Source organism: Arthrobacter sp. D1-17 (genome assembly GCF_054130535.1).
Window position 1 is genome coordinate 1,628,468 of sequence record NZ_CP096382.1, and the last position, 21,329, is coordinate 1,649,796.

17 protein-coding genes and 2 tRNA genes are annotated in these 21,329 nt (G+C 64.5%); 7 read left to right on the forward strand and 12 right to left on the reverse strand.

Annotated elements, in window-relative coordinates; genetic code table 11:
* Positions 1-118 precede the first annotated feature (118 nt).
* The 3 genes from M1E01_RS07590 to M1E01_RS07600 are packed head-to-tail and all read left to right on the forward strand — an operon-like array spanning position 119 to position 2,483.
* Complete coding sequence (locus M1E01_RS07590; protein ID WP_457974443.1) at positions 119-367, forward strand: BatC protein; 249 nt, start codon at positions 119-121, stop codon at positions 365-367.
* A gap of 3 nt (positions 368-370) precedes the next feature.
* Complete coding sequence (locus M1E01_RS07595) at positions 371-1,573, forward strand: cupin domain-containing protein (RefSeq protein ID WP_457974444.1); 1,203 nt, start codon at positions 371-373, stop codon at positions 1,571-1,573.
* Positions 1,566-2,483, forward strand: coding sequence for a sucrase ferredoxin (locus M1E01_RS07600; RefSeq protein ID WP_457974445.1), 918 nt, complete (start codon positions 1,566-1,568; stop codon positions 2,481-2,483). Before M1E01_RS07595 ends, M1E01_RS07600 begins: the two co-directional genes overlap by 8 nt.
* 17 nt (positions 2,484-2,500) lie before the next feature.
* Here the strand turns inward: M1E01_RS07600 and M1E01_RS07605 are convergent, their stop codons facing one another.
* The 7 genes from M1E01_RS07605 to bcp form a co-directional block, all read right to left on the reverse strand.
* Entirely contained in the window at positions 2,501-2,917 is a 417-nt protein-coding gene (locus M1E01_RS07605) for a CBS domain-containing protein (RefSeq protein ID WP_457974446.1), read from the reverse strand.
* 225 nt (positions 2,918-3,142) lie between these two features.
* Complete coding sequence (locus M1E01_RS07610) at positions 3,143-6,361, reverse strand: efflux RND transporter permease subunit (RefSeq protein WP_457974447.1); 3,219 nt, start codon at positions 6,359-6,361, stop codon at positions 3,143-3,145.
* A gap of 68 nt (positions 6,362-6,429) precedes the next feature.
* Positions 6,430-7,935: a malate:quinone oxidoreductase gene (locus M1E01_RS07615; RefSeq protein ID WP_457974448.1), complete on the reverse strand. Its 1,506-nt coding sequence runs from the start codon at positions 7,933-7,935 to the stop codon at positions 6,430-6,432.
* Positions 7,936-8,013: 78 nt separating this feature from the next.
* Positions 8,014-9,678 (reverse strand): ABC transporter substrate-binding protein, encoded by a 1,665-nt coding sequence (locus M1E01_RS07620; RefSeq protein ID WP_457974449.1) that lies wholly within the window; start codon positions 9,676-9,678, stop codon positions 8,014-8,016.
* 210 nt (positions 9,679-9,888) lie between these two features.
* Positions 9,889-10,563: a fasciclin domain-containing protein gene (locus M1E01_RS07625; protein ID WP_457974450.1), complete on the reverse strand. Its 675-nt coding sequence runs from the start codon at positions 10,561-10,563 to the stop codon at positions 9,889-9,891.
* A 245-nt stretch (positions 10,564-10,808) separates the two neighbouring features.
* Positions 10,809-10,893 (reverse strand) — tRNA-Leu (locus tag M1E01_RS07630).
* Positions 10,894-11,040: 147 nt separating this feature from the next.
* A complete protein-coding gene (bcp, locus tag M1E01_RS07635; protein ID WP_457974452.1) occupies positions 11,041-11,523 on the reverse strand; it encodes a thioredoxin-dependent thiol peroxidase in 483 nt (160 codons plus the stop codon).
* 95 nt (positions 11,524-11,618) lie between these two features.
* Here bcp and M1E01_RS07640 point away from each other — a divergent pair, with 95 nt between their 5' ends.
* On the forward strand, positions 11,619-12,101 hold the full coding sequence (locus M1E01_RS07640; RefSeq protein ID WP_457974902.1) for a MarR family winged helix-turn-helix transcriptional regulator: 483 nt from the start codon (positions 11,619-11,621) through the stop codon (positions 12,099-12,101).
* A gap of 80 nt (positions 12,102-12,181) precedes the next feature.
* Here M1E01_RS07640 and M1E01_RS07645 read toward each other — a convergent pair whose 3' ends face one another.
* From M1E01_RS07645 to M1E01_RS07665, 5 genes are all read right to left on the reverse strand, one after another.
* A complete protein-coding gene (locus M1E01_RS07645) occupies positions 12,182-12,340 on the reverse strand; it encodes a hypothetical protein (RefSeq protein WP_457974453.1) in 159 nt (52 codons plus the stop codon).
* 330 nt (positions 12,341-12,670) lie between these two features.
* Complete coding sequence (locus M1E01_RS07650; RefSeq protein WP_457974454.1) at positions 12,671-13,873, reverse strand: glycosyltransferase; 1,203 nt, start codon at positions 13,871-13,873, stop codon at positions 12,671-12,673.
* 226 nt (positions 13,874-14,099) lie between these two features.
* A tRNA-Lys gene (locus M1E01_RS07655) sits at positions 14,100-14,175 on the reverse strand.
* 116 nt (positions 14,176-14,291) lie between these two features.
* Positions 14,292-15,428, reverse strand: a complete 1,137-nt coding sequence (locus M1E01_RS07660) for a PQQ-dependent sugar dehydrogenase (RefSeq protein WP_457974903.1) — start codon at positions 15,426-15,428, stop codon at positions 14,292-14,294.
* A gap of 151 nt (positions 15,429-15,579) precedes the next feature.
* A complete protein-coding gene (locus tag M1E01_RS07665; protein WP_457974455.1) occupies positions 15,580-16,584 on the reverse strand; it encodes a sunset domain-containing protein in 1,005 nt (334 codons plus the stop codon).
* Positions 16,585-16,785: 201 nt separating this feature from the next.
* Between M1E01_RS07665 and ilvD the strand changes: the two genes are divergently transcribed.
* The 3 genes from ilvD to ilvN all read left to right on the forward strand — a co-directional run bounded on the left by ilvD (position 16,786) and on the right by ilvN (position 21,328).
* Positions 16,786-18,507: a dihydroxy-acid dehydratase gene (gene ilvD / locus M1E01_RS07670; RefSeq protein ID WP_457974456.1), complete on the forward strand. Its 1,722-nt coding sequence runs from the start codon at positions 16,786-16,788 to the stop codon at positions 18,505-18,507.
* A 407-nt stretch (positions 18,508-18,914) separates the two neighbouring features.
* Positions 18,915-20,813 (forward strand): acetolactate synthase large subunit, encoded by a 1,899-nt coding sequence (locus tag M1E01_RS07675; protein ID WP_457974457.1) that lies wholly within the window; start codon positions 18,915-18,917, stop codon positions 20,811-20,813.
* A 2-nt stretch (positions 20,814-20,815) separates the two neighbouring features.
* Positions 20,816-21,328, forward strand: a complete 513-nt coding sequence (gene ilvN, locus M1E01_RS07680) for an acetolactate synthase small subunit (RefSeq protein ID WP_131682556.1) — start codon at positions 20,816-20,818, stop codon at positions 21,326-21,328.
* Position 21,329 lies beyond the last annotated feature (1 nt).

Consider the following 21,329-nt stretch of genomic DNA (forward strand, 5'->3'; position numbering starts at 1 on the left):
ACGTGAGCCGAAAGTGCAAGAGATTGCGGGCTGTTCCCACGGCTGACCTGTACCGATAGGGTGATCACGGGCGGTGTCGACGAAGGATCGCCCAGCCATTCGATTCTCGGGAGGAAGCATGACCATTCCAGAGCAGGATCCGAGCCAGCAGGAAGGCCTGGCGGACGGCGGTGCGGCCGGCGTCCCGGGCGCCCACGACGGCGGTGCCGACGGCGGAGCTGACAGCGGTGCCGGCGGTGGTGCTGACAGCGGTGCCGGCGGTGGTGCTGACAGCGGTGCCGACGGTGGTGCCGACAGCGGCGCCGACGGGGGAGCTGACAGCGGCGCTGACGGCGGTGCCGACGGGGGAGCTGCAGAACGGGGCTGAATTTTGAGCACCACCCGCACAGACCTCCAGGACCCCGGCGCCGTGAAAGGCGCCGGGGTCCTGGAGACACGTCTCATTAACATCGGCCGTGAGAGGTTCGCCGGAAACATCTGGGGGCGCACGGCGCTGCTCACCCGTTGCGCCAGCGACTTCTCCGACCTGTTCTCTGCCGAGGCCGTGGATGAACTGATCTCACGCCGCGGACTGCGCACACCCTTCCTCCGTGTCGCCAAGGGCGGCTCTACATTTCCCGACTCGTCCTTCACCTCCCCTGCCGGCGTGGGGGCCACCATCTCCGACCAGCTCGATGACACGGCGCTGTGGCGCAAATTCGCGGACGGCGCCACGCTCGTCCTCCAGGCTCTGCACCGCACCTGGGAGCCAGTCTCGGACTTCAGCTCAAGGCTTAGCACGGAGCTTGGACATCCGGTACAGGCGAATGCCTACATCACCCCGCCGCAAAACCGTGGGTTCGATGATCACTACGACGTCCACGATGTCTTCGTCCTGCAGATAGCGGGGACCAAGCGTTGGATCATCCACGAGCCGGTCCACCCGGATCCGCTGCGTAATCAACCCTGGACCGAGTGCCGCTCCGCTGTTGCGGAGGCCGCGAAAGGCGAAGCGTACATCGATACTGTGCTCGAGCCCGGGGATGCACTCTACCTGCCGCGCGGCTGGTTGCATGCCGCCCAGGCTCAGGGGGAGGTCTCCATCCATCTCACCCTCGGCGTCCACAGCTGGACCCGCTACGCGCTGGCCGAGCAGCTCGCGGAGGCCGCCCTTGCAAAGCTATGCGACGATCCCGAGATGCGCCGCACGCTGCCATTGGGCGTTGACGGGCCGGGTGCGGAGATCGGCACTGTCCGTGAGCGCCTCGCCGCTGCCGTCGCTGAGGCTGATTCCACTGCGATGTTCCACCGCACCCGGCGCAGTCAGGGACGCCCGGCACCGCTAGGACCGCTGGCCCAGCTCGCGGCCGTCGACTGCCTCAGCCCGGAGTCTTTGGTGCGGCTTCGCGGTGCCTTGGAGGCACGGCTGGAGGGGTCACGCCTGACCACACGGGTGGGCTGGTTCGACTTCCCGGAAACCGATCTGCCTTCTGTGACACGCCTGCTCGACGGGGAGGTTCACACCACAGCTGACCTCGGAACCGAACTCGTCGAGAAACTGTTGCGCGCAGGGGTCCTCGTTCCCGTTGAATAGTGACTTCGCCGCAGCGGCCGCCACCGAACGCTTCTTCTGCTCAGAAGGCGCCCGGATGCGCGGCGACCCGATTGCCGGCACGGCGTCGCATGGCGTCGTCTGGGTTCTCATCGAGTATCGGGGCGGGTGGCCGGTCAACGGCTTCGAGGGCCTTGACCTGGAGCCTGAGACCAAAGGGCTCGTGCTCGCCGCCGCGAAGACGGCGCGGGCGCGGGTGCTGCTGGTGCGGCGGCCCGGCCGCCGCCGGCGCCAGGGCCACAGCCGTTGGGCAGTGCTGCGTCATGAGAACTCCGGCGCCCATCGTCAGCAATGGGGAACGTGGAGCCGTGATGAGGATCTGGCGGAGATTGCCACAGCCCTCAACATCCCCGGATCGACCGGCCATCCGCCGGTCATCCTGGTCTGCACTCATAGCCGGCACGACCAATGCTGTGCCGTACGCGGACGGCCTGTGGGACGTGCACTGAGTGAACGCTGGCCAGGACTGGTGTGGGAATGTACGCACGTAGGCGGTGACAGGTTCGCAGCCAACGTCGTTGTCGCGCCCGACGGCGTCTACTACGGCGGTCTGGACGCCGAGTCGTCCGTGGCCACGATCGAAGAGCACCTTTCCGGCCGTATCCATGGGGAGTATCTGCGCGGATACACCGATCTCTTCCCGCCACAGCAGGCCGCTGTCGCGGCCACGCTCAGACTTTTCGGTCCAGCCGGCCGCAACGACTATACGGTTGCGGCGACCTTTCGCGACGGCGATTACTGGCGGATCCGCATCACCGGCCTCCCGCCTCACCCGGCGCGTGTCGACGTCGAACTGAAGGCCCAGCCCGCCGCGCCCTGTCAGTTGACCTGCCGCGGACCGGCGATGAGCTCGGCCATAATCTACGAGCTCACGTCGCTCCGCGCAGTCTGAAGGGTGGGTTGCCCGGCCTAGTAGAAGGAAATAAGTTCTACGAGCTCGCCGACGCGGTCCTCGGGGTAGTTCCGGGCGATGTCTGCCTGGGTGAGGATACCGACCAGGTCATGGCCGTCGATAACCGGCAGCCGGCGGACCTGGTGCTCTTCCATGGTTCTGATTGCTTCTTCAATGGAATCATCCGCGCCGATGGTCACCGGTTTGCCCTGACCAAAGTCTCCGGCTTTTGCCGTGCGCGGGTCGCCTCCCTCGGCGAAGCACTTGATGACGATGTCGCGGTCGGTGATCATGCCCTTGAGCCTGTTGTCCTCTCCGCAGATCGGCAGGGCGCCGACGTCGAGGTCTTTCATCTTTCGGGCGGCCACTTCGAGCGTTTCGTTTTCACCGATGCATTCAACGCCGCCGGTCATGATTTCTCGTGCTGTCGTCATGGCGATCTCCTTGGACTGAGTGGGTAGCGGCCTTGAGGCCGCCCCGGCCGTGCCGCTGTTTCGATTGGCAATGCCAGGCGCATCAGCGGTCACGCATTAACGCTAAGTATGCTGAGCGTTAGTGTCCAGACTTCGTCGGCTACAGTCACAGATAGCCTGGTGAAGTGCCGGTTGAAGGCTGCCGCGCCCGCCTGGATAGAGTCACCGTGGAGCCGCGGTCCGGACCTACTCGGGAGAACCCGAAGCAGCGCGGCGCCCGCTGACCTTTGGAATAGTGCCCGTGGTCCAATCGGCGAATTCGGCATCAACGTCGTCCACGGGGGAGAAGTCCGGACGCGCCTTGAGTTGGCGCAGCAGTTGCTTCTTCTCCCGGCGCCCCTCCACAAGCCGGTACAGTACGGGGACGAGCACGAGCGTCAGGGCCGTGGAGGACACCAGTCCGCCGACCACCACTATGGCCAGCGGCTGCGAGATGAACCCGCCGCCGCCGGTGAACCCGAGCGCCATGGGAGTCAGCGCAAAGACGGTCGCCAGCGCGGTCATCAGAATGGGGCGTAGACGCTGCCGGGCTCCGTGGGTGATCGCATCCGCAACGTTCATGCCGGGCCTGCCTGCCCGTGGTTCCCGGTATTGGTTGATCAGGTCGATCAGCACGATGGCGTTGGTGACCACGATGCCCACCAGCATCAACATGCCGATCAGCGACGGCAGCCCCAGCGGCACCTTGGAAATCAGCAGCAGGGTCACGGCGCCGGTCGCGGCAAACGGCACGGAGACCAGGAGGATCAGTGGCTGGACCAGCGACTTGAAGGTGGCCACCATGATGACGTAGACAATCGCGACGGCAGCCAGCAGGGCCAGCCCGAGCTGCCGGAACGACTCTGCCTGCTGCGTGGTGGCACCGCCGATTGCGGCCGTGACCCCGGCCGGAAGGTCAACGGACGCAAGCCGCTTTTGCACCTCGGCGCTTACGGCGCCCAGGTTGGAGCCCGACGGCGTGACAGAGACTTTCGCTGTCCGCTGGCCGTTGCTGGAGGTTATGGAGATCGGCACGTCCACCTGCTCGACGGCGGCAATGCTGCCTAGTGTGACGGGGCCTGAGGCGGTCGGAAGGGGCATGGCGCGGACGGCGGCAATGCTCGTGAAACGTGTGCCTTCACCGATCCGGACCGGGAAATCATCCGCCTCGATACGCACGGTGCCGGCGGGTACGGGGCTGACCGTGGATGCCAGGACAGCCGCCACCTTTTCCTCGTTCAGGCCGGCCGCGACGGCCTTTGCCCGGTCCACCCTCACCTGGACTACCGGCTGGCTCGCAGCGAGGTTCGTGGAGACCTCCGTGCTCCCGGGCACGCCGGTCATGGCGCTCACCATGGCGTCATTGGCCGTCCTGAGGTCCGCGGAGGTGGCGGCCCTGAGGGTGATGTCCACGGTGGAGGACGTGCCGAAACCACTCTGCTGGGCCCCCACGGAGACTTTGCCGGCCCCGTTGACTGTAGAAAGCTCCGCGCGGACGGTCTCCTGAAGCTTTGCCTGGTTTGCCTTCTCCTCGGTGACCACAGTGAACGTGGAGTTCGAGGCGCCGGAGGAGGTGAGCGCGGTGAAGCCGGACTGTGCGTTGCCGGAGGTCACCTGGACATCCTTGATCCCGTCGATCCCCAGCAGGACCGCTTCGAGTTTCCCGGCCGCGGCGCTGGTCTCCTGCAGGCTCGTCCCGGCCGGGAGCTCCTGTTTCACCGTCATGCTGTTCTCGCCTGAGCGTCCCAGCAGGTCAGTGGCAAGCAGCGGGGTCATGGCCACCGTTCCACCCAGGATGAGCACGGCTGCGACCAGTGTCAGCGCCGGGCGCTTCTGCGTTGCCGTCAGGACCGGCAGGTAACCGCGATGCAAGACGCTGCGCTGTTCCCGTTCAAGGGCCTTGGCCTCGATCTCACGGGCGGGTACCGGCGCAGTCCCTGCCTTGCGGGGGTCGGCAGGGGACCTGAGGAACCAGTAGGCGAGGACCGGGACGATCGTCAGGGACACCAGCAACGAGGAGAGCAGTGCGATGGTGACGGTCAGTGCGAAGGGGCGGAAGAGCTCGCCGGCCAGATCGCCCACGAAGGCGATGGGCAGGAAGACGGCCACTGTGGTGAGCGTCGAGGCGGTGATGGCCCCGGCCACCTCCCGGATGGAGGTCAGGATGGCCGTGAGCTTGGGCTCCCCGTAGCTGAGGTGCCTTTTAATGTTCTCAATCACAACGATGGAGTCATCCACCACACGGCCGATGGCTATGGTGAGCGCACCCAGTGTCAGGATGTTCAGCGAATATCCGGTGGCGGAGAGGCCGATGAAGGTGATCAGCAGCGACAGCGGGATAGATACTGCAGTGACGAGTGTGGACCGGACCGACATCAGGAACACCAGGATGACCGCCACGGCGAAGCCCAGCCCCAGCAGACCCTCCGTGGTGAGGTCCTTAATCGACTTCTCAATGAAGGGCGCCTGGTCGAAGACAGGCGTGAACTTCGCATTCGAACCCAGCTCGGCCTCCAGTTGCGGCAGGGAGTCCTTGACGGCATGGGAGATGGCGACCGTGTCGCCGTCTGGCTTCTTGGTGACGGAGACGGCGAGGGTTTCCTCGCCGTTGGTGCGCGTGATGGACGTCCGCTCGTCGTCCTTGATGCTTACCCCGGCCACGGAGCCGATGGTGGCACCGCTCTTGGCGCCGCTGAGCGGCAGGGCTGTCACGGCCGCGAGGGAGTCCACCGGGCTGCCGACCTGGAGGGAAAGGCTCCGGCCCTTGTCCTCAATCGTTCCGGCCGGGACAAGGTCGCCGTTGTTGGCCAGGGCGTTGCGGATCGACTGGACGGTTGCCCTGGCGGATGCCATTTTGGACGGGTCAGGCAGGATGAGGATGTGCTGGCTGGCGCCACCGGTCACTTCGGCGGCGCGAACGCCGTCGAGCTTTTGGAGCCTGGGAACGCTCAGCCGCTGCAGGTCGGTGTTCAGCTCGCTGAGCGGCTTGTCCGAGGAGACGGCGAGGAACACGATGGGGAAATCACTAATGCTCCCGGCTATGGCCTGCGGCTGCACGTCCTCGGGGAGGGCCCGCTTGGTGTTGGAAATGGCGCGGTCGATCTGATTGCGCGCACGGTCAAGATCCGCCCCATAGGTGAAGACCATGCTGATCTGCGACACGCCGTTGCGCGAGGTCGACGACGTCGATTCCAGGCCTTCGACGCTGTTCAGCGCGGTCTCCAGCGGCCGGCTGACCTGCTTGTCCACGACTTCCGGCGATGCTCCCGGCATCGACGTGATCACCGTGATCCGCGGAAACTCAATCGAGGGAATGAGTTCCTGCTTCAGCGAAGACATTGTGATCACGCCGAACACCGAGGCGAAGACCGTGATCAGCGCGATCAGCGCACGGTTGCCGAGGGAAAGACTGGCCAGCCGGAACATCGCTTGGTCTCCTGAAGGGGTTGACGGACTGTTTCCTGGATGGAGCCTGCCGCAAACCCGGCGGGTCCCTAGCGCTGCACGGCCGGTGCCACGTCGAGCTGGAGCGCCTTCGCGGTGGCCTTTTCGAGTTCGGCGGCGAGGTCCGGGTTGTCGTTGAGCTTGACGCCGTAGCCCGGCATCATTTCCTTGAGCTTGGACTGCCATCCCTTGAAGTTCTTCGGGAAGGACTTCTGCAGGAGCTCAATCATGATCGGCACAGCGGTGGACGCCCCCGGCGACGCGCCAAGCAGGGCGCCGATGGAGCCGTCGCGGGCGGCGATCACCTCGGTGCCGAACTGCAGTACGCCGCCCTTCTTCGGATCCTTCTTGATGATCTGCACACGCTGGCCCGCGGTGATCAGTTCCCAGTCGCCGTCCTTGGCTTCGGGGTAGTACTCGCGCAGGGCCTCGACCTTGGCGCCGTGGCGCTTGGCAACCTCCTTGATGAGGTAGGCCGTGAGGTCCATGTTGTCCTTCGCCACCGCAAGCATCGGGATGATGTTCCCGGGTCGGATGGACAGCGGAAGGTCCAGCCAGGTGCTGTTCTTCAGGAAGTTCGTGGAGAAACCGGCGTACGGGCCGAACAGCAGTGAACGCTTGCCGCCGACGTAGCGGGTGTCCAGGTGCGGAACGGACATGGGCGGCGCCCCAACGGAGGCCTGGCCGTATACCTTGGCGTTGTGCTGGGACGCCAGCGACTGGTCCGTGCAGCGGAAGAACTGGCCCGAGACGGGGAAGCCGCCGTAACCCTTGCTCTCCGGGATGCCCGAGGCCTGCAGCAGGTGCAGTGCCCCGCCGCCGGCGCCGACGAAGACGAACTTGGCGTGGATGCTGCCGCGTTCCCCGGAAGCCGGGTGCTTGAGCGAAAGGTCCCAGCCGCCGTCGGCCGCCCTGTTGACGTCCGTAACGTCATGGCCGTAGTTGATCTCCACCCCGTTGTTGCCCAGGTACCCAACCAGTTCCCGGGTCAGCGCGCCGAAATCAACGTCGGTGCCCTCGGGGGCACGCGTCGCGGCGATGCGCTGGTTGCGGTCGCGGCCCTTGACGATAAGCGGAGCCCATTTGCCGATTTGGGCGAAGTCCTCCGAGTACTCCATGCTCCGGAACAGCGTGTGCTGCTTGAGCGCCTCATACCGGGTTTTGAGAAAGGTGGAATTGTCCTCGCCGAGCACGAAACTCATGTGCGGGACGGTGTTGATGAAGCCCTTGGGGGAGCCAATCAGGGAGTTTGTCACAAGGTGGGACCAGAACTGGCGGGACAGCTGGAACTGCTCGTTGATGTGCAGTGCCTTGGCGGGGTTGACCGAGCCGTCTTTGGCTGCGGGGGAGTAATTAAGCTCACACAGGGCGGCGTGTCCGGTGCCGGCGTTGTTCCAGGGTCCGGAGCTCTCGAGGCCTGCTTCGTCGAGGCGCTCGAACAGTGAAATGGTCCAGTTGGGTTCGAGCTGCTTGAGAAACGCACCGAGCGTTGCGCTCATGATGCCGCCGCCAATCAGGACGACGTCGGCATGTTGGGTCTTGGATATGAAGGTCACAATCAGTCTCCGATAGCAGCGGCTCTGGCTGTCACAGAATATCCCGCACCGCCTACTAACTGAAATTACGCTCTTGCGTCAAGGCCTCAGTTGGACCCTGGTGAAAACTTCATTTAAGACCGGCGAAGCGGGGTAGCTGATGACCCGGTCCGAGAGGGCCAGGGCCGAGATGGGGAACGCGATGGGGACAGCCGGCACAGTCTCCGCGATTTGGGCATTGATGGTCTGGTACTGGGCATTGCGTTCGTCGCCCACCGGCAGGCCGCGGGCGCGGTCGATCTTGGAAAAGACCTGCGGGTCCTGGTACCCGAATTCCCCGTTCTTCTCCCCGAACAGGGGGCCGAGGAAGTTGTCGGCGTCGGAATAGGACCCGTTCCAGCCGAGCAGGTGAAGGGCATGGTCCCCCGGGGACTGGACCTTCTGCAGGTAGCCGTCCGCCCAGTCGACGGGGACTGGCCTGATGTTCAGGCCCACGGCCGTGAGCTGGCGGCTGATCTCTGCGTAAACCTTCTCAGGCGTGGGGAGGTACGGCCGGGTGACGTTCAGAGGGTAGTAGAACTTCAGGGGCTGGCCCTTATATCCGGCCTCGGCGAGCAGTTCCTTCGCCTTGGCCGGATCGTGGCCGAGTGCCGGCGCGTTGTTGTTGAATCCGCTGAGCTTCGGCGGCACGAACTGGGACGCCTGGGCAGTGTTGTCGATAAAGAAGCGGCGGATCAGGGTGTCTTTGTCGATGGCCATTTCAATGGCCTGCCGCACCTTCAGGTCCTCCAGCACCGGCACGGCCTGGTTCATGCCCAGGTACATCACCGAGAAAGGGTCCCGCTGGATAATCTGCATCCCGCGTTTCACCAGCGGATCGAAGTTGCCCACAGTGACTGCGTCGTAGCCGTCGATCTTGCCGTCCAGCAGCGCCTGGAGCCGGGTCTGGGGATGGCTGTACGTGATGAAGTTGATGGTGGCGATCTCGCCGCGGCCACCCCAGTAGGTCTGGTTGGTGACCAGCGTCACGCCGCCGGTGTTCCAAGCGGAGAAGCGGTAGGGTCCGGTGCCCACCGGGTGGCTGGCGTAGGCGGACAGGGCCTGGCTGCCGCGGCGCTGGCTCAGGACATCGGCGCGGCCTGCAGTGAGGGCCTTGGGGGAGGAGAAGGCGAAGGCCGGCAGCGTCAGGGCCTGGAGGAACCCGGTGAACCTCTCTGTGAGGTCGATCCGCACCCGCAGCGGCGAGAGTGCGGTGCACGCTTTGAAGACCGAAAGGGAGGGTGTGTCGGAATGTTCCTTGAAGACGGCTTTAAAGGTGGTGCCCGGCACCTGCCGGCGGAGCGCTGCCGGGAGATTGAACCAGCGCCTGAAGTTGGTGCAGACGGCGTTGGCGTTAAACGGCGTGCCGTCGTGAAACTTCACTCCGGGACGGAGGTTGAAGGTGTAGGAACGGCCATCCGCGGATGCGGTCCAGTCCGTGGCGAGCAGGGGCGTTGGTTCGCCCGTGGTCTGGTTTACTCCGACCAGCCCCTCGAGGATCTGCCGGGTGACGCGCTGGGATTCGATGTCATTGGCCAGAGCAGGGTCAAGGCCGAGGGGATCGGCAGCGGTGCCGAAGTTAAACGTCGCTGTGGGTTTGCCGGTCGCAGCTACGGTGGGGGCGGGGGCGGCGGACGAGGGTGGCGGGGCTGCCTCTCCCGTGCAGGAGGTGAGCGTCAGGCCCAGGAGGGCGGCACCGGTCTTGATGGCCGTGCGTCGCGTCATGCTGCTGGGCACTCGTTGATCACCTCTGGGCTGCTGGGGGTTGGCTGCTGCGGTGGCGGCACGGTCAGCGGGCCCCGCTTTCCAGTCTAAATGACTGCCCGGCTGTCGTTGACGCTGCAAAGCCGTGGCCCGCACCCTGAAGGTGCGGACCACGGCTTCTCCGTGCCGGAGGTGTCCCAGAAACTCTCCGGCGGGAGTTTGCAGCGGTGGCTACTTGGGCATCAGCACCGAGTCCACCAGGTAAACGGTGGCGTTGGCCGTTTGGACGCCGCCGCAGATCACGTTGGCGCCGTCCACCTTCAGCGCATCCTTGGTGCCTGTCACTGTGACCGAGCCGCCCTGGACCGTCTTGTGGGTGCCGACGATCTTGTCCGGGGCAACCTGGCCGGGAACAACGTGGTAGGTGAGGATCTTGCTCAGCAGGGCATCGTCCTTCTTGAGCGTCTCGATGGTGGCGGCGGGGACCTTCGCGAAGGCGTCATCCACGGGGGCGAAGACCGTGAACTCGCTGCCGTTGAGAGTGTCCACCAGGTCGACCTTCGGGTTGAGCTTGCCGGAAACGGCCGCGGTGAGCGTCTTCAGGAGCGGATTGTTCGAAGCAGCGACCGCGACCGGGTCAAGGGCCATGCCGGAGACGGAACCTGCGCCGCTGGGGACCTGCTTGGCGTAAGCCGCGCAGCCGGGGCCGGCGAGGTTCGCTGCCGGGTCCATTGCCGCCGAGGAGCTGGCCGATGCGGACGGGGCTGCACTGGAAGCGGACGGTTCGGCCGCCGCTGATGAGGAGGCCGGGGCCGTCGACGCCGAGCCGCCGCACGCGGTGAGGCTAAGCAGGGCCGCTGCTGCAACGCCTGCGACGCTGAAAGTGGTGCGCTTGAATGACTGCATTGTGATTCTCCTTGTTTGTGCCGATCACTGCCCGGGGGAGCGATCCTCTTCCCGTGTCTGGACCATTTGCGACTGTGGGCACCGACCCTTGGTTGGTGTCTCACTGGGTATTCGCCGGCAGTGCCGGGGCGGATGGGTGGGCGCAGGAAAAATCTTTAAATTAGAAAAGTCCCGGACCAATTGGTCCGGGACTTTCCCTGATTGCCTGGAGTTGTCATCCTGGCCGCGGCAGCTTCGCCGTCGTCTGGTGCGCAAGGGGGGACTTGAACCCCCACGCCCGAAGGCACAGGAACCTAAATCCTGCGTGTCTGCCAATTTCACCACTCGCGCGCGGCGCCGCCTTGTGATTCCTAACAGAGGAAAGTCACGACGGCGGCAGCCAGCCTCCATTGTACCGTCAGAAGGCCTTTCGATCAGTCAGCGGCGCCTCCCGCCGCTGGGCATTCGCCCAGCCGCTCCCGCCGGAGGCTGCTGTGGCTAGTTGGCGGCCTGCTCCAGCTTCAGCTCACGGCGCAGTTTGGCGACGTGTCCTGTGGCGCGGACGTTGTATTGCGCCAGCACAACCTTGCCGTCGGGATCCACGACGACGGTGGAACGGATCAAGCCCTCGTAGGTCCGCCCGTAATTCTTCTTCTCGCCCCAGGCGGCGTAGGCCTCGGCAACAGCGTGGCTTTCATCAGACAACAGGGGAAAGGTCAGGCCCTCCTTCGCAGCGAAGGAGGCAAGCTTGCTAATGGGGTCGGGTGAGATCCCCAGCACTTCATAGCCGGCACTTTGCAGGGATGAGAGGCTGTCCCGGAAGTCGCAGGCCTGGGTGGTGCATCCGGGTGTGGCGGCAGCCGGATAAAAGTAGACGATGGTGTTTCGCCCGCGGTAGTCACTGAGGCTGACTTCCGCTCCTGCGGAATTTTTCAATGTGAAGTCCGGGGCCGCATCGCCCGGGTTGAGTCGTTCAGCCAAAGTGTTCTCCTTGTTTTCATGGGGGTAATTTCAGCTTAGTAAGGCTGCTGCACAGTGACCAATCCACACTGGCTATACTTGGTACTATGCCTGATATGGATCGCTGGCCCACTGGGCGCCTCTTGTCCACGGCGGCACGTCTCGTTGAACATTCCTGGAACGAAAAGCTGGGGGCGATTGGCCTGACCCATGCCGGTGTCATAGCCATCGAAGTTCTGTACAACAACGGCCCCATGACGCAGGCTCAGTTGGCGCAGCTGGTTCGTGTCCAAGCCCAGACCATGGGCAAGACCCTCAGCCGCCTTGAAGCCCATGGCCACATTGTGCGCCAGCGCAGCACGTCTGACCGCCGCAGCCATGTTGTCTCGTTGACCGAGCGCGGCACTGAGGCCGTCACTGCCGCCGCTGACATGGAGCGGTCTGTGCTTGCCGCTGCCTCCATTGACCCAGACATCCTCCGCCAGGAGCTCCAGGCCGTCGTCCGGGAACTGGCCACACGGTTTGCCTCGCCCGAAACCAGCGCCATTGTATCGAGTGCCGACTCGCGCCTTGGCGTTGAAGCCCGCTCATTCGAGTAGGAACTCATTCGGCTTGGCCGGCGCTGCCTCAGTGGCTCCGTTCCATTGCGGGCCGCCCTGGATTTTAGAGTCCGGGATTTCTAGAGTCCCGGCAAGGCGGGGGGTTCATCCGTAATGGATGAAGCGTCGTCCGGAACAATCAGATCCACCATGCTGACCACCGGCTGTTCACCCATGGCGATGAGCAGTTCGTTGATCGATATCTGCCCGGTCAACTCTCGGGGGTGTTCCTCGCCCATACCAAGAAGATATGCGCTGCCGGCTCCCCAGACCGGGAAGGACACGCAGGAGTGGATCGGGGCGCCGCGGACCGCCGGGTGCCGACACGGGTCCTGACGAACACCTGAAGATTGTCCGCCGGATCCGGGAGCGCGTCGGAGGGTATGCGTTTCCGGACCCGGCACTTCTGAAGCGAGGGTTCGCGGCTACCTTCAACTTCAGGGACCCCACCAGTGTGCAGCTGCACACTGGTAAACACCCGATCTACCTGATGGCAGGAACAGGGCCCCACCCCCGGAATGAGGGGTAGCCGCAGGCCCCCCCTTGTTTTTCCCAAGGTCTGGTCGATGCTAAACGGGATGGGCGGCCGGCTTCATGGGAAGGCGACTGCCGGGGAGGGATGACAGATGGCCAAGGCCACAGCTCTCGTGTGCGCCGGGATCCTGAGGACTTGCCCTGTCCGCCAGCAACCGATCGACTTCGCGGGTCAGGATCTCTTGGACGTGGTCCCGGCTGTAACGCTCCCTAATGGCTGCGGCGGCATTGTCGCGCAGGCGTTCGAGGTCAGGACCCCCGTCAATCGCCCGGCGCAAGCAGCTGCGAAGACTGCCGATGGAAGGCTCGGCCCAGGTCTGACCGCGGAAATATGGCCATTCGCGCGCGGCTGATTCCGGCACGCTGACGAGCTCACAGTCGACCAGAAGCGAATTGTTGGCGTTCATGAAGTCCAGGTGCCCGCCCCAGGCCGTGCCGATAGTGATCAACCGGCAGGCCATGGCCTCCATGAAAGGCCGCCCCCAGGCCTCCCCACGTGTGGGCAAGACGAAGGCATGGGCCGCAGCAAAAAGCTTTTTCATTCCTGCCGGCGGAAGAGGGCCAGGGAGCATCCTCAGCCGGGGAGGACGGTGGGGGCGGACCCTTCGAACCATTGACGTGATGGCCGAATGGATGTCCACGGAGTCGGGGCCGAACGGATCGACCCGCAGGATGAGTTCAACGTCGTCCTCGGCGTCAAACTCCTGCAGGTAAGCCTGTAGGAGCACGTCCCATCCCTTGCGCTCCTGCCATCGGAAGACCGAGAGGAATTTGAAAATGCCGTGTCCCGGATAGGGCCAGGCAGTCATCTGCAGCCATCCCTGGTCCACGAACTGGGGCACGATTCTCACCTTGGTCCTGTCCACACCGGCGCCCGTGAAGGTCTCGGCATTGAAACGGGACGGAACCCACACTTCGTCAACCTCGGCGAGTCGTTGGAGCCATTCCGGGGGCACTGCGGCCGTCTCGAACATGGCACGCCACACGACTTTGCCGTAGAGGTCCTCCCAGCCGTGATCCGGCCATGGCAAGTGGACCACGGTGAAACCTTGGCCGGGCCTGCGGATCTTCTCGATCCGGGCTTCAACGCAGCCGTCTGGTCGAGGAGTGACTCGCACTTCCAGGACGCGGTATCCCGAGTCCCTCAGAACACGGATAAGACTCCGGCCCTCCACGGCATATCCGCTGTGCCCATCAAGGCGTCCCCGCCACTGGATGCAGTCCTTATTTATCTCCATTCGTGCTCCGTCCCGGGTCGGGATGGCCCTTCGCCCTTGGACGAGCAGGGCGGGCAGACTCGAGTGCTACCAAGGTACGCCCGCCGCTGCTGCAGCAGAAGGGGGCCGGCGTCCCAGGTCATCAGTTCGGCACCGGGCCAATACAGCTGGAAATGATTGCCGTACCGGGCGCAGGACAAGCAAAAAGGCCCTGACCAAACGTTTCCGTTGGTCAGGGCCTTCTCTGTGGTGCACCCCCCGGGACTTGAACCCGGAACCCATTGATTAAGAGTCAATTGCTCTGCCAATTGAGCTAGAGGTGCAGCTGCTGTTTCGTTCAACCGTGGGCTTTGCTTCCCTCGTTGACCTCCGCAACGACATGAAACTCTACACGAAGTTTTCGCCAGTGTGAAATCGGAGGCGGCGATGGAGGGTGGGATCAGCCAGACAGGGTCAAAATCAGCACGGAATCAGGGTTTTGGTTGTTCGTAAGCGCCCAAAGTTCCCCGTTTGAAGCCAGTGAAACGCTCCGGATCCGGCCGTACTTGCGTGTGAAATGGCCCACAGGAGTGCCGGCATTTTCACCATCGAGCGGCACGCTCCAGATGCGTTGGCCGCGTAGGGCGCCGAGGAAGGCCGTAGAGCCCACGATCTCCATGCCGCTTGGGGAAGATTCCGCGGTTGAAGGCCACACAACTTTAGCGTCAACAAACCCCTCGCGGCCGGGTGCGCCGGTGACTTCGGGCCAGCCGTAGTTCCCGCCGGCCTGGATCAGGTTGAGCTCGTCGTTCACCTCCGGCCCGAATTCACTGGCCCAGAGGCGGCCGGCGCTGTCCCATGCGAGGCCCTGAACGTTGCGGTGGCCCAGGCTGTAGACGGGATTGCCCGGGAAGGGATTGCCGGGTGCCGGCTTCCCGTCCTTGGTCAGCCGGAGGATCTTGCCGCCCAGGGCATTCCGGTCCTGGGGCTGTTCGCGGCGCTGCGAATCGCCGGTGCCCACGTACAGGAAGCCGTCCGGACCGAAGCGGATCCTGCCGCCGTTGTGTGTTGAGGCCTTGGAGATCCCGGAGAAGATGACCTCGGGCGTCCCGAGCCGGAATCCGCTCTCTGATCCTGTTCCGGCGTCCTCCAGCCGAACGCGGGCGATCCTGTTGTCCTGGGCCGCCGTGTAGTAGGCGTACAGGAATCTGTCGGTGGCATAGCCGGGGGAGAGAGCCAAACCCATAAGCCCGCCTTCACCGCCGGGAACCACGTCCGGAACGCTCCCGATGGTGCTGATCCTGCCGTTCCGCACTGACTTGAGAAGCGCGCTGTCCCGTTCGCTGATCACGGCAGTACCGTCCGGAAGGAATACCGCTGACCACGGCAGTTGCAGCCCCTCAATCGTGGCCCGGACGCTCGGCTCGCCCGCAGGGAGAGCGGTGGCCGAGCTTTGGGTCGGACTGCTGCTGCTCGGCGCAAGAGTCGAAGCGGAAGGTGCAACCGTGCTCGGCCGGCCGCTGGGCCCGCTGGTCCCGGTGACGTCACTCGGGACGGTATTGCCGTCCGTGACGGTGCAGCCGGCCAACACGAGCATCAGCGTCAGGCTGGCTGCGCACGTACCTGCGATGGCAGGACTCCGGCGCCGAGCCTGCCCGTGATCGGCGCTTCGGTTGGAGGACCCGTTTCCCATGCTCTTCCTCATCCCTGATCCGCCGTGGCTGGCTGCTGTCCGTCAGCCGTGATTCTCAGCGCCGGGTACGGCGTGGAGCGCGGAATCCCGCAGCTTCCGCGTGCGCGGGAGAGAGGAACCAGACTTCGGCGCGGACATCGGCGTAACCCGGGTTGTCCTCGTCGTAATAGGTCATTGACCCTGTGTCAGCCTTTACCGTGTAGCCGTCGGGGCCGCTGCCATCGGCTGCAGGGGCGGCGGATCCATCGCCGTAGGGCTGGCCTGCCATTGCATCAGCGGCCGGCTGACTTCCGGCTTGACCGCCGAAGGCCGGCTGTTCACCTGTCCCGGAGCTCTCCTGGTGGCCGACAGGCTCTGCGTCGTGGCTTGCCCCTTCTTCTGTGGCCGCGGACGACTGCATCCGCTGCCGGGTTTCGGCGTCAGCGTCAAAAGCATCAGCCGCCGCGGATTCGGCGCCGGGCAACGTGGGGGCATGAGGGGCGGTGTACTCGGCGTGGTGCGCGGGCGCAGCAGGTGTAGCCGCGCTGGCAGGCGGAGTTGCCGTCCCGGCGGAGGGGAAAGGTTCGGCCGGGCGGCTTGCGGCGGCGGGCCCGGTCCCCGTGTGGTGCTCAGCTCCGGTCTCGGACCACTGCGTCTCCCACTCGGCCTGATCTTCCTCGTCGTTCCAGTCATCGACGTCGCCCCCTGTGGCCCCCGAGGTGCCGGCCCCGGGACGCGGTGTGGCGGCGTCCCATGACTCGATGTCCGGCTCCTGATCCTCGGGGCTGATGTGGCCGGCTGCGGACGATCCTTGCCGGGCTGGGGTTTCCCCGGCCAGGGGCGCGGGCTGCTGTTCGGTCGTGCCTGATCCAGAGGGGAAGGCTGCGTTTGCTCCCGACGGCACCGCGGCTGGCTCTGACGGGGAGGGCGCCGTTGCTTCTGTTCCCGACGGGGAAGTGGAGGTTACCTGGCTCGTCCCGGCTGCTTCTGGGGTTCCGCCTTTGCCCGAATTTCGGTTCAGGAGCCACCAGACGACGGCGATGATCACTACGATGACGATGACCCAGACAATCCATTCCATAGCAAAGCCCTTCTGTCGAAAACGCGAGGTTGCCGTTGCTTGACGGTACGTCGGTGTCAATAAGGCTGTCTAGCTTGTCAAGGGCGCGCCGTTTCACTATGTGAGACGAAAGTCCACCGATCGAACGAGTTTTTCGGTGAATTGAGCTCGAAGGGCGATCCCGGTCGTTCACGGCCTTTAACGGGTCATAGACTTTGATCCATGAGTGAGTCCACCCAGATCGCAACCGACAGTAAGCCTGACATCAAACCCCGGAGCCGGGTTGTCACAGACGGCATCCACGCGGCTCCGGCACGTGGCATGTTCCGGGCCGTAGGCATGGGCGATGATGACTTCGCCAAGCCGCAGATCGGCGTCGCGAGCTCATGGAACGAAATCACCCCCTGCAACCTCTCGCTGAACCGGCTCGCACAGGGCGCCAAGGAAGGCGTTCACGCAGGCGGCGGCTTCCCCATGCAGTTCGGCACCATCTCGGTTTCTGACGGGATTTCCATGGGCCACGAGGGCATGCACTTCTCCCTCGTCTCCCGCGAGGTCATCGCGGACTCCGTGGAGACCGTGATGCAGGCCGAACGCATTGACGGCTCGGTGCTGCTGGCCGGGTGCGACAAGTCCCTGCCCGGCATGCTGATGGCAGCAGCCCGCCTCGACCTCGCCAGCGTGTTCCTCTACGCAGGCTCCATCATGCCGGGCTGGGTCAAGCTTGAGGACGGCTCCGAAAAGGAAGTCACCCTCATCGACGCGTTCGAGGCCGTGGGTGCGTGCGCGGCGGGCAAGATGAGCCGGGAAGACCTGGACCGCATCGAGAAAGCGATCTGTCCGGGTGAAGGCGCCTGCGGCGGCATGTACACAGCCAACACCATGGCCTGCATCGGCGAGGCAATGGGCATGTCCCTGCCCGGTTCGGCCGCCCCGCCCTCGGCTGACCGCCGTCGTGATGAATTCGCCCGCAAGTCCGGCGAGGCTGTGGTCAACCTGCTGCGCCTGGGAATCACCGCCCGCGACATCATGACGAAGAAGGCCTTCGAGAACGCCATCGCCGTCACCATGGCCTTCGGCGGTTCCACCAACGCCGTCCTGCACCTGCTTGCCATTGCCCGCGAGGCCGAGGTCGAACTGACCCTTAACGACTTCAACCGCATCGGCGACAAGATCCCGCACCTGGGCGACCTGAAGCCGTTCGGCCGTTACGTCATGACCGACGTCGACAAGATCGGCGGCGTGCCGGTCATCATGAAGGCACTGCTCGACGCCGGCCTCCTCCACGGTGACTGCCTCACCGTCACAGGCAAGACCATCGCGGAGAACCTCGCTGCTATCAACCCGCCGGACGTTGACGGCAAGATCCTGCGCGCGCTGGACAACCCGATTCACAAGACCGGCGGCATCACCATCCTGCACGGCTCGCTGGCCCCCGAGGGTGCTGTGGTCAAGAGCGCCGGTTTCGACGCCGACGTCTTCGAGGGCACTGCGAGGGTGTTCGAGCGCGAGCAGGGCGCCCTGGACGCGCTGGACAACGGGCAGATCCAGAAGGGCGACGTGGTGGTGATCCGCTACGAAGGACCCAAGGGTGGCCCGGGCATGCGTGAGATGCTCGCCATTACTGGCGCCATCAAGGGCGCGGGCCTCGGCAAGGACGTCCTGCTGCTCACAGACGGCCGCTTCTCGGGCGGAACTACCGGCCTTTGCATCGGCCATGTGGCCCCGGAGGCTGTCGACGGCGGCCCCATCGCCTTCGTGAAGGACGGTGACCGGATCCGCGTGGACATCGCAGCCCGCAGCTTCGACCTGCTGGTAGACGAGTCCGAGCTCGCAGCCCGCAAGGAAGGCTGGGAACCGCTCCCGGCCAAATTCACCAAGGGCGTCCTGGCTAAATACGCCAAGCTCGTACACAGCGCCTCCACCGGCGCGTACTGCGGGTAACAGGCGGTCCCTACCCTGACGGTGCCGCGCTGCCGCCGCACCGTCAGGGGCCCTCGGGATCACCCCTTATTAGCCCTGCCGATGGTGAGTGCGGCCGGGTTTTGATGAACTGATGAGGGCCAGTTTGTGGACATTGTGTCCAAATGGTGAGATGACCAGTCGCTCCGTTGACACGGTTCTCACCAGAGGGAAAACTGAACGCATGATCGCATTCGTTACCGTCGGCGCCATCGTGGGCACTGTCGTACTTACCAAGCGCGTGGCTCCTTAGCCCGACTGGTAACGAACTGTCACGCGCAACCCCTCGAAATGCCGCCAGGCTGAGGGGTTTTTTTATTTTCCGGCGAGGCAGCACGTTCAGTTTGATGTAGCACCGCCCAATTCAAGATCCACTAAGGAAGAGTTCGATGAGCAAAGGATCGCCCATCAGCCCCTCGCTGATGGCTACAAAGTCCGCTGGAGCCAAGGCTCCGGAACGTGTCGACAAGCAGGCTGAGTCCGGCGTCGACACTGCTGCAGCCGCCTCTCCTGTCCTTGGGCCGAACAACGTTGTACCCCCAACGGTGATGACCGGCTCGCAAGCTATTGTCCGCTCGCTCGAAGAACTCGGCGTCGACGATATTTTCGGTTTGCCCGGTGGCGCGATCCTGCCCACCTACGACCCCTTGATGGCCTCCAAAATGAACCACGTTCTGGTCCGTCACGAACAGGGAGCCGGCCACGCCGCGCAAGGCTACGCCATGGTTACCGGGCGGGTGGGCGTCTGCATCGCCACTTCCGGCCCCGGCGCCACCAACCTCGTTACCGCCATCATGGATGCCCACATGGACTCCGTTCCGCTCGTGGCCATCACGGGCCAAGTGTCCAGCGGAGTCATCGGCACCGACGCCTTCCAGGAGGCGGACATCGTCGGCATCACCATGCCGATCACCAAGCACTCGTTCCTGGTGACCGACCCCAACGACATTCCCCACGTCATGGCAGAGGCCTTCCACCTCGCCTCCACCGGCCGTCCCGGTCCCGTCCTGGTGGATGTCGCCAAGGACGCCCAGCAGGGCCAGATGACTTTTTCGTGGCCGCCGAAAATCGACCTGCCCGGCTACCGGCCCGTGGTCCGCGGCCACAGCAAGCAGGTGCGGGAAGCGGCAAAGCTGATTGCGGCAGCCAGCAAGCCGGTGCTGTACGTCGGTGGCGGTGTGGTCAAGGCCCACGCTTCCGCTGAGCTGCGTGAACTGGCCGAGCTGACGGGCGCCCCCGTCGTGACTACGCTCATGGCCCGCGGCGTCTTCCCGGATTCACACCCGCAGCACGTCGGCATGCCCGGCATGCACGGCACCGTTTCGGCCGTGACGGCCCTGCAGCAGTCGGACCTCCTCATCACCCTCGGCGCCCGCTTCGATGACCGTGTCACCGGTGTCCTAAGCACCTTCGCCCCCAACGCCAAAGTGATCCACGCCGACATCGACCCCGCCGAGATCTCCAAGAACCGCACCGCCGACGTGCCGATCGTCGGCTCGGTCAAGGAGATCATCCCGGAACTGACCGAAGCTGTACGCAGCCATTTCGGTGCGAGCGGTACGCCGGACCTGACCAACTGGTGGGCTTTCCTGAACAACCTCAAGGAAACCTACCCGCTGGGCTGGACCGAGCCGGAGGACGGCCTCACCGCCCCGCAGCGGGTCATCGAGCGTATCGGTGCCCTCACGGGTCCCGAGGGGGTGTATGTCGCGGGCGTCGGCCAGCACCAGATGTGGGCAGCGCAGTTCATCAGGTACGAGCGTCCCCACGCCTGGCTGAACTCCGGCGGTGCCGGCACCATGGGCTACGCGGTTCCCGCAGCCATGGGCGCAAAGGTGGGGGAGCCGGACCGCGTGGTCTGGGCCATCGACGGCGACGGTTGCTTCCAGATGACCAACCAGGAACTGGCGACCTGCGCCATCAACAAGATCCCGATCAAGGTTGCTGTCATCAACAACTCCTCCCTCGGGATGGTGCGGCAGTGGCAGACCCTGTTCTACGAGGGGCGGTACTCTAATACCGACCTCAACACCGGCCACGAGACCATCCGGATCCCGGACTTCGTCAAGCTGGGCGAGGCCTACGGCTGCGCGTCCTTCCGTTGTGACCGCGCGGAGGACATCGACGCCACCATCCAGAAGGCACTGGAGATCAATGACCGGCCTGTGGTCATCGACTTCGTGGTCAGCCCCGACTCCATGGTGTGGCCGATGGTGCCCGCCGGGGTCAGCAACGACCAGATCCAGGTTGCCCGCAACATGACCCCGGAATGGGAAGAGGAGGACTGATCATGAGCCGCCATACGCTGTCCGTTCTGGTCGAAGACAAACCCGGTGTGCTGACACGCGTGGCGAGCCTTTTCGCCCGCCGTGCCTTCAACATCAATTCCCTGGCCGTAGGCCCGACGGAAGTTCCGGGCATGTCCCGGATGACCGTCGTCGTCGACGCCGATGGTGACCTGATTGAACAGGTCACCAAGCAGTTGAACAAGCTGGTCAACGTGATCAAGATTGTTGAACTTACTCCCGAATCTTCCGTACAGCGCGACCACATCCTGGTTAAAGTACGTGCGGATGCCGCGACTCGTCTGCAGGTGACCCAGGCCGCAGACCTGTTCCGCGCTTCAGTGGTTGACGTTTCCACAGACTCTGTCGTCATCGAAGCAACCGGCCACCCCGAAAAGCTCACGGCACTGCTGTCAGTGCTGGAGCCCTTTGGCATCCGCGAAATTGTGCAGTCCGGCACCCTGGCCGTTGGACGGGGATCCCGCTCCATGAGTGATCGGGCTTTGCGCTCCGCCTAGC

What these genes read in the sequence shown, in the direction of transcription:
- ilvN (WP_131682556.1), top strand. Translation starts at nt 20,816, where the DNA reads ATGAGCCGCCATACGCTGTCCGTTCTGGTCGAAGACAAACCCGGTGTG.
- M1E01_RS07590 (WP_457974443.1), top strand. Translation starts at nt 119, where the DNA reads ATGACCATTCCAGAGCAGGATCCGAGCCAGCAGGAAGGCCTGGCGGAC.
- M1E01_RS07665 (WP_457974455.1), bottom strand. Translation starts at nt 16,584, where the DNA reads ATGGAATGGATTGTCTGGGTCATCGTCATCGTAGTGATCATCGCCGTC.
- ilvD (WP_457974456.1), top strand. Translation starts at nt 16,786, where the DNA reads ATGAGTGAGTCCACCCAGATCGCAACCGACAGTAAGCCTGACATCAAA.
- M1E01_RS07605 (WP_457974446.1), bottom strand. Translation starts at nt 2,917, where the DNA reads ATGACGACAGCACGAGAAATCATGACCGGCGGCGTTGAATGCATCGGT.
- M1E01_RS07620 (WP_457974449.1), bottom strand. Translation starts at nt 9,678, where the DNA reads ATGACGCGACGCACGGCCATCAAGACCGGTGCCGCCCTCCTGGGCCTG.
- M1E01_RS07625 (WP_457974450.1), bottom strand. Translation starts at nt 10,563, where the DNA reads ATGCAGTCATTCAAGCGCACCACTTTCAGCGTCGCAGGCGTTGCAGCA.
- M1E01_RS07660 (WP_457974903.1), bottom strand. Translation starts at nt 15,428, where the DNA reads ATGCTCGTGTTGGCCGGCTGCACCGTCACGGACGGCAATACCGTCCCG.
- M1E01_RS07645 (WP_457974453.1), bottom strand. Translation starts at nt 12,340, where the DNA reads ATGGGCGAGGAACACCCCCGAGAGTTGACCGGGCAGATATCGATCAAC.
- M1E01_RS07675 (WP_457974457.1), top strand. Translation starts at nt 18,915, where the DNA reads ATGAGCAAAGGATCGCCCATCAGCCCCTCGCTGATGGCTACAAAGTCC.
- M1E01_RS07640 (WP_457974902.1), top strand. Translation starts at nt 11,619, where the DNA reads ATGGATCGCTGGCCCACTGGGCGCCTCTTGTCCACGGCGGCACGTCTC.
- M1E01_RS07610 (WP_457974447.1), bottom strand. Translation starts at nt 6,361, where the DNA reads ATGTTCCGGCTGGCCAGTCTTTCCCTCGGCAACCGTGCGCTGATCGCG.
- M1E01_RS07650 (WP_457974454.1), bottom strand. Translation starts at nt 13,873, where the DNA reads ATGGAGATAAATAAGGACTGCATCCAGTGGCGGGGACGCCTTGATGGG.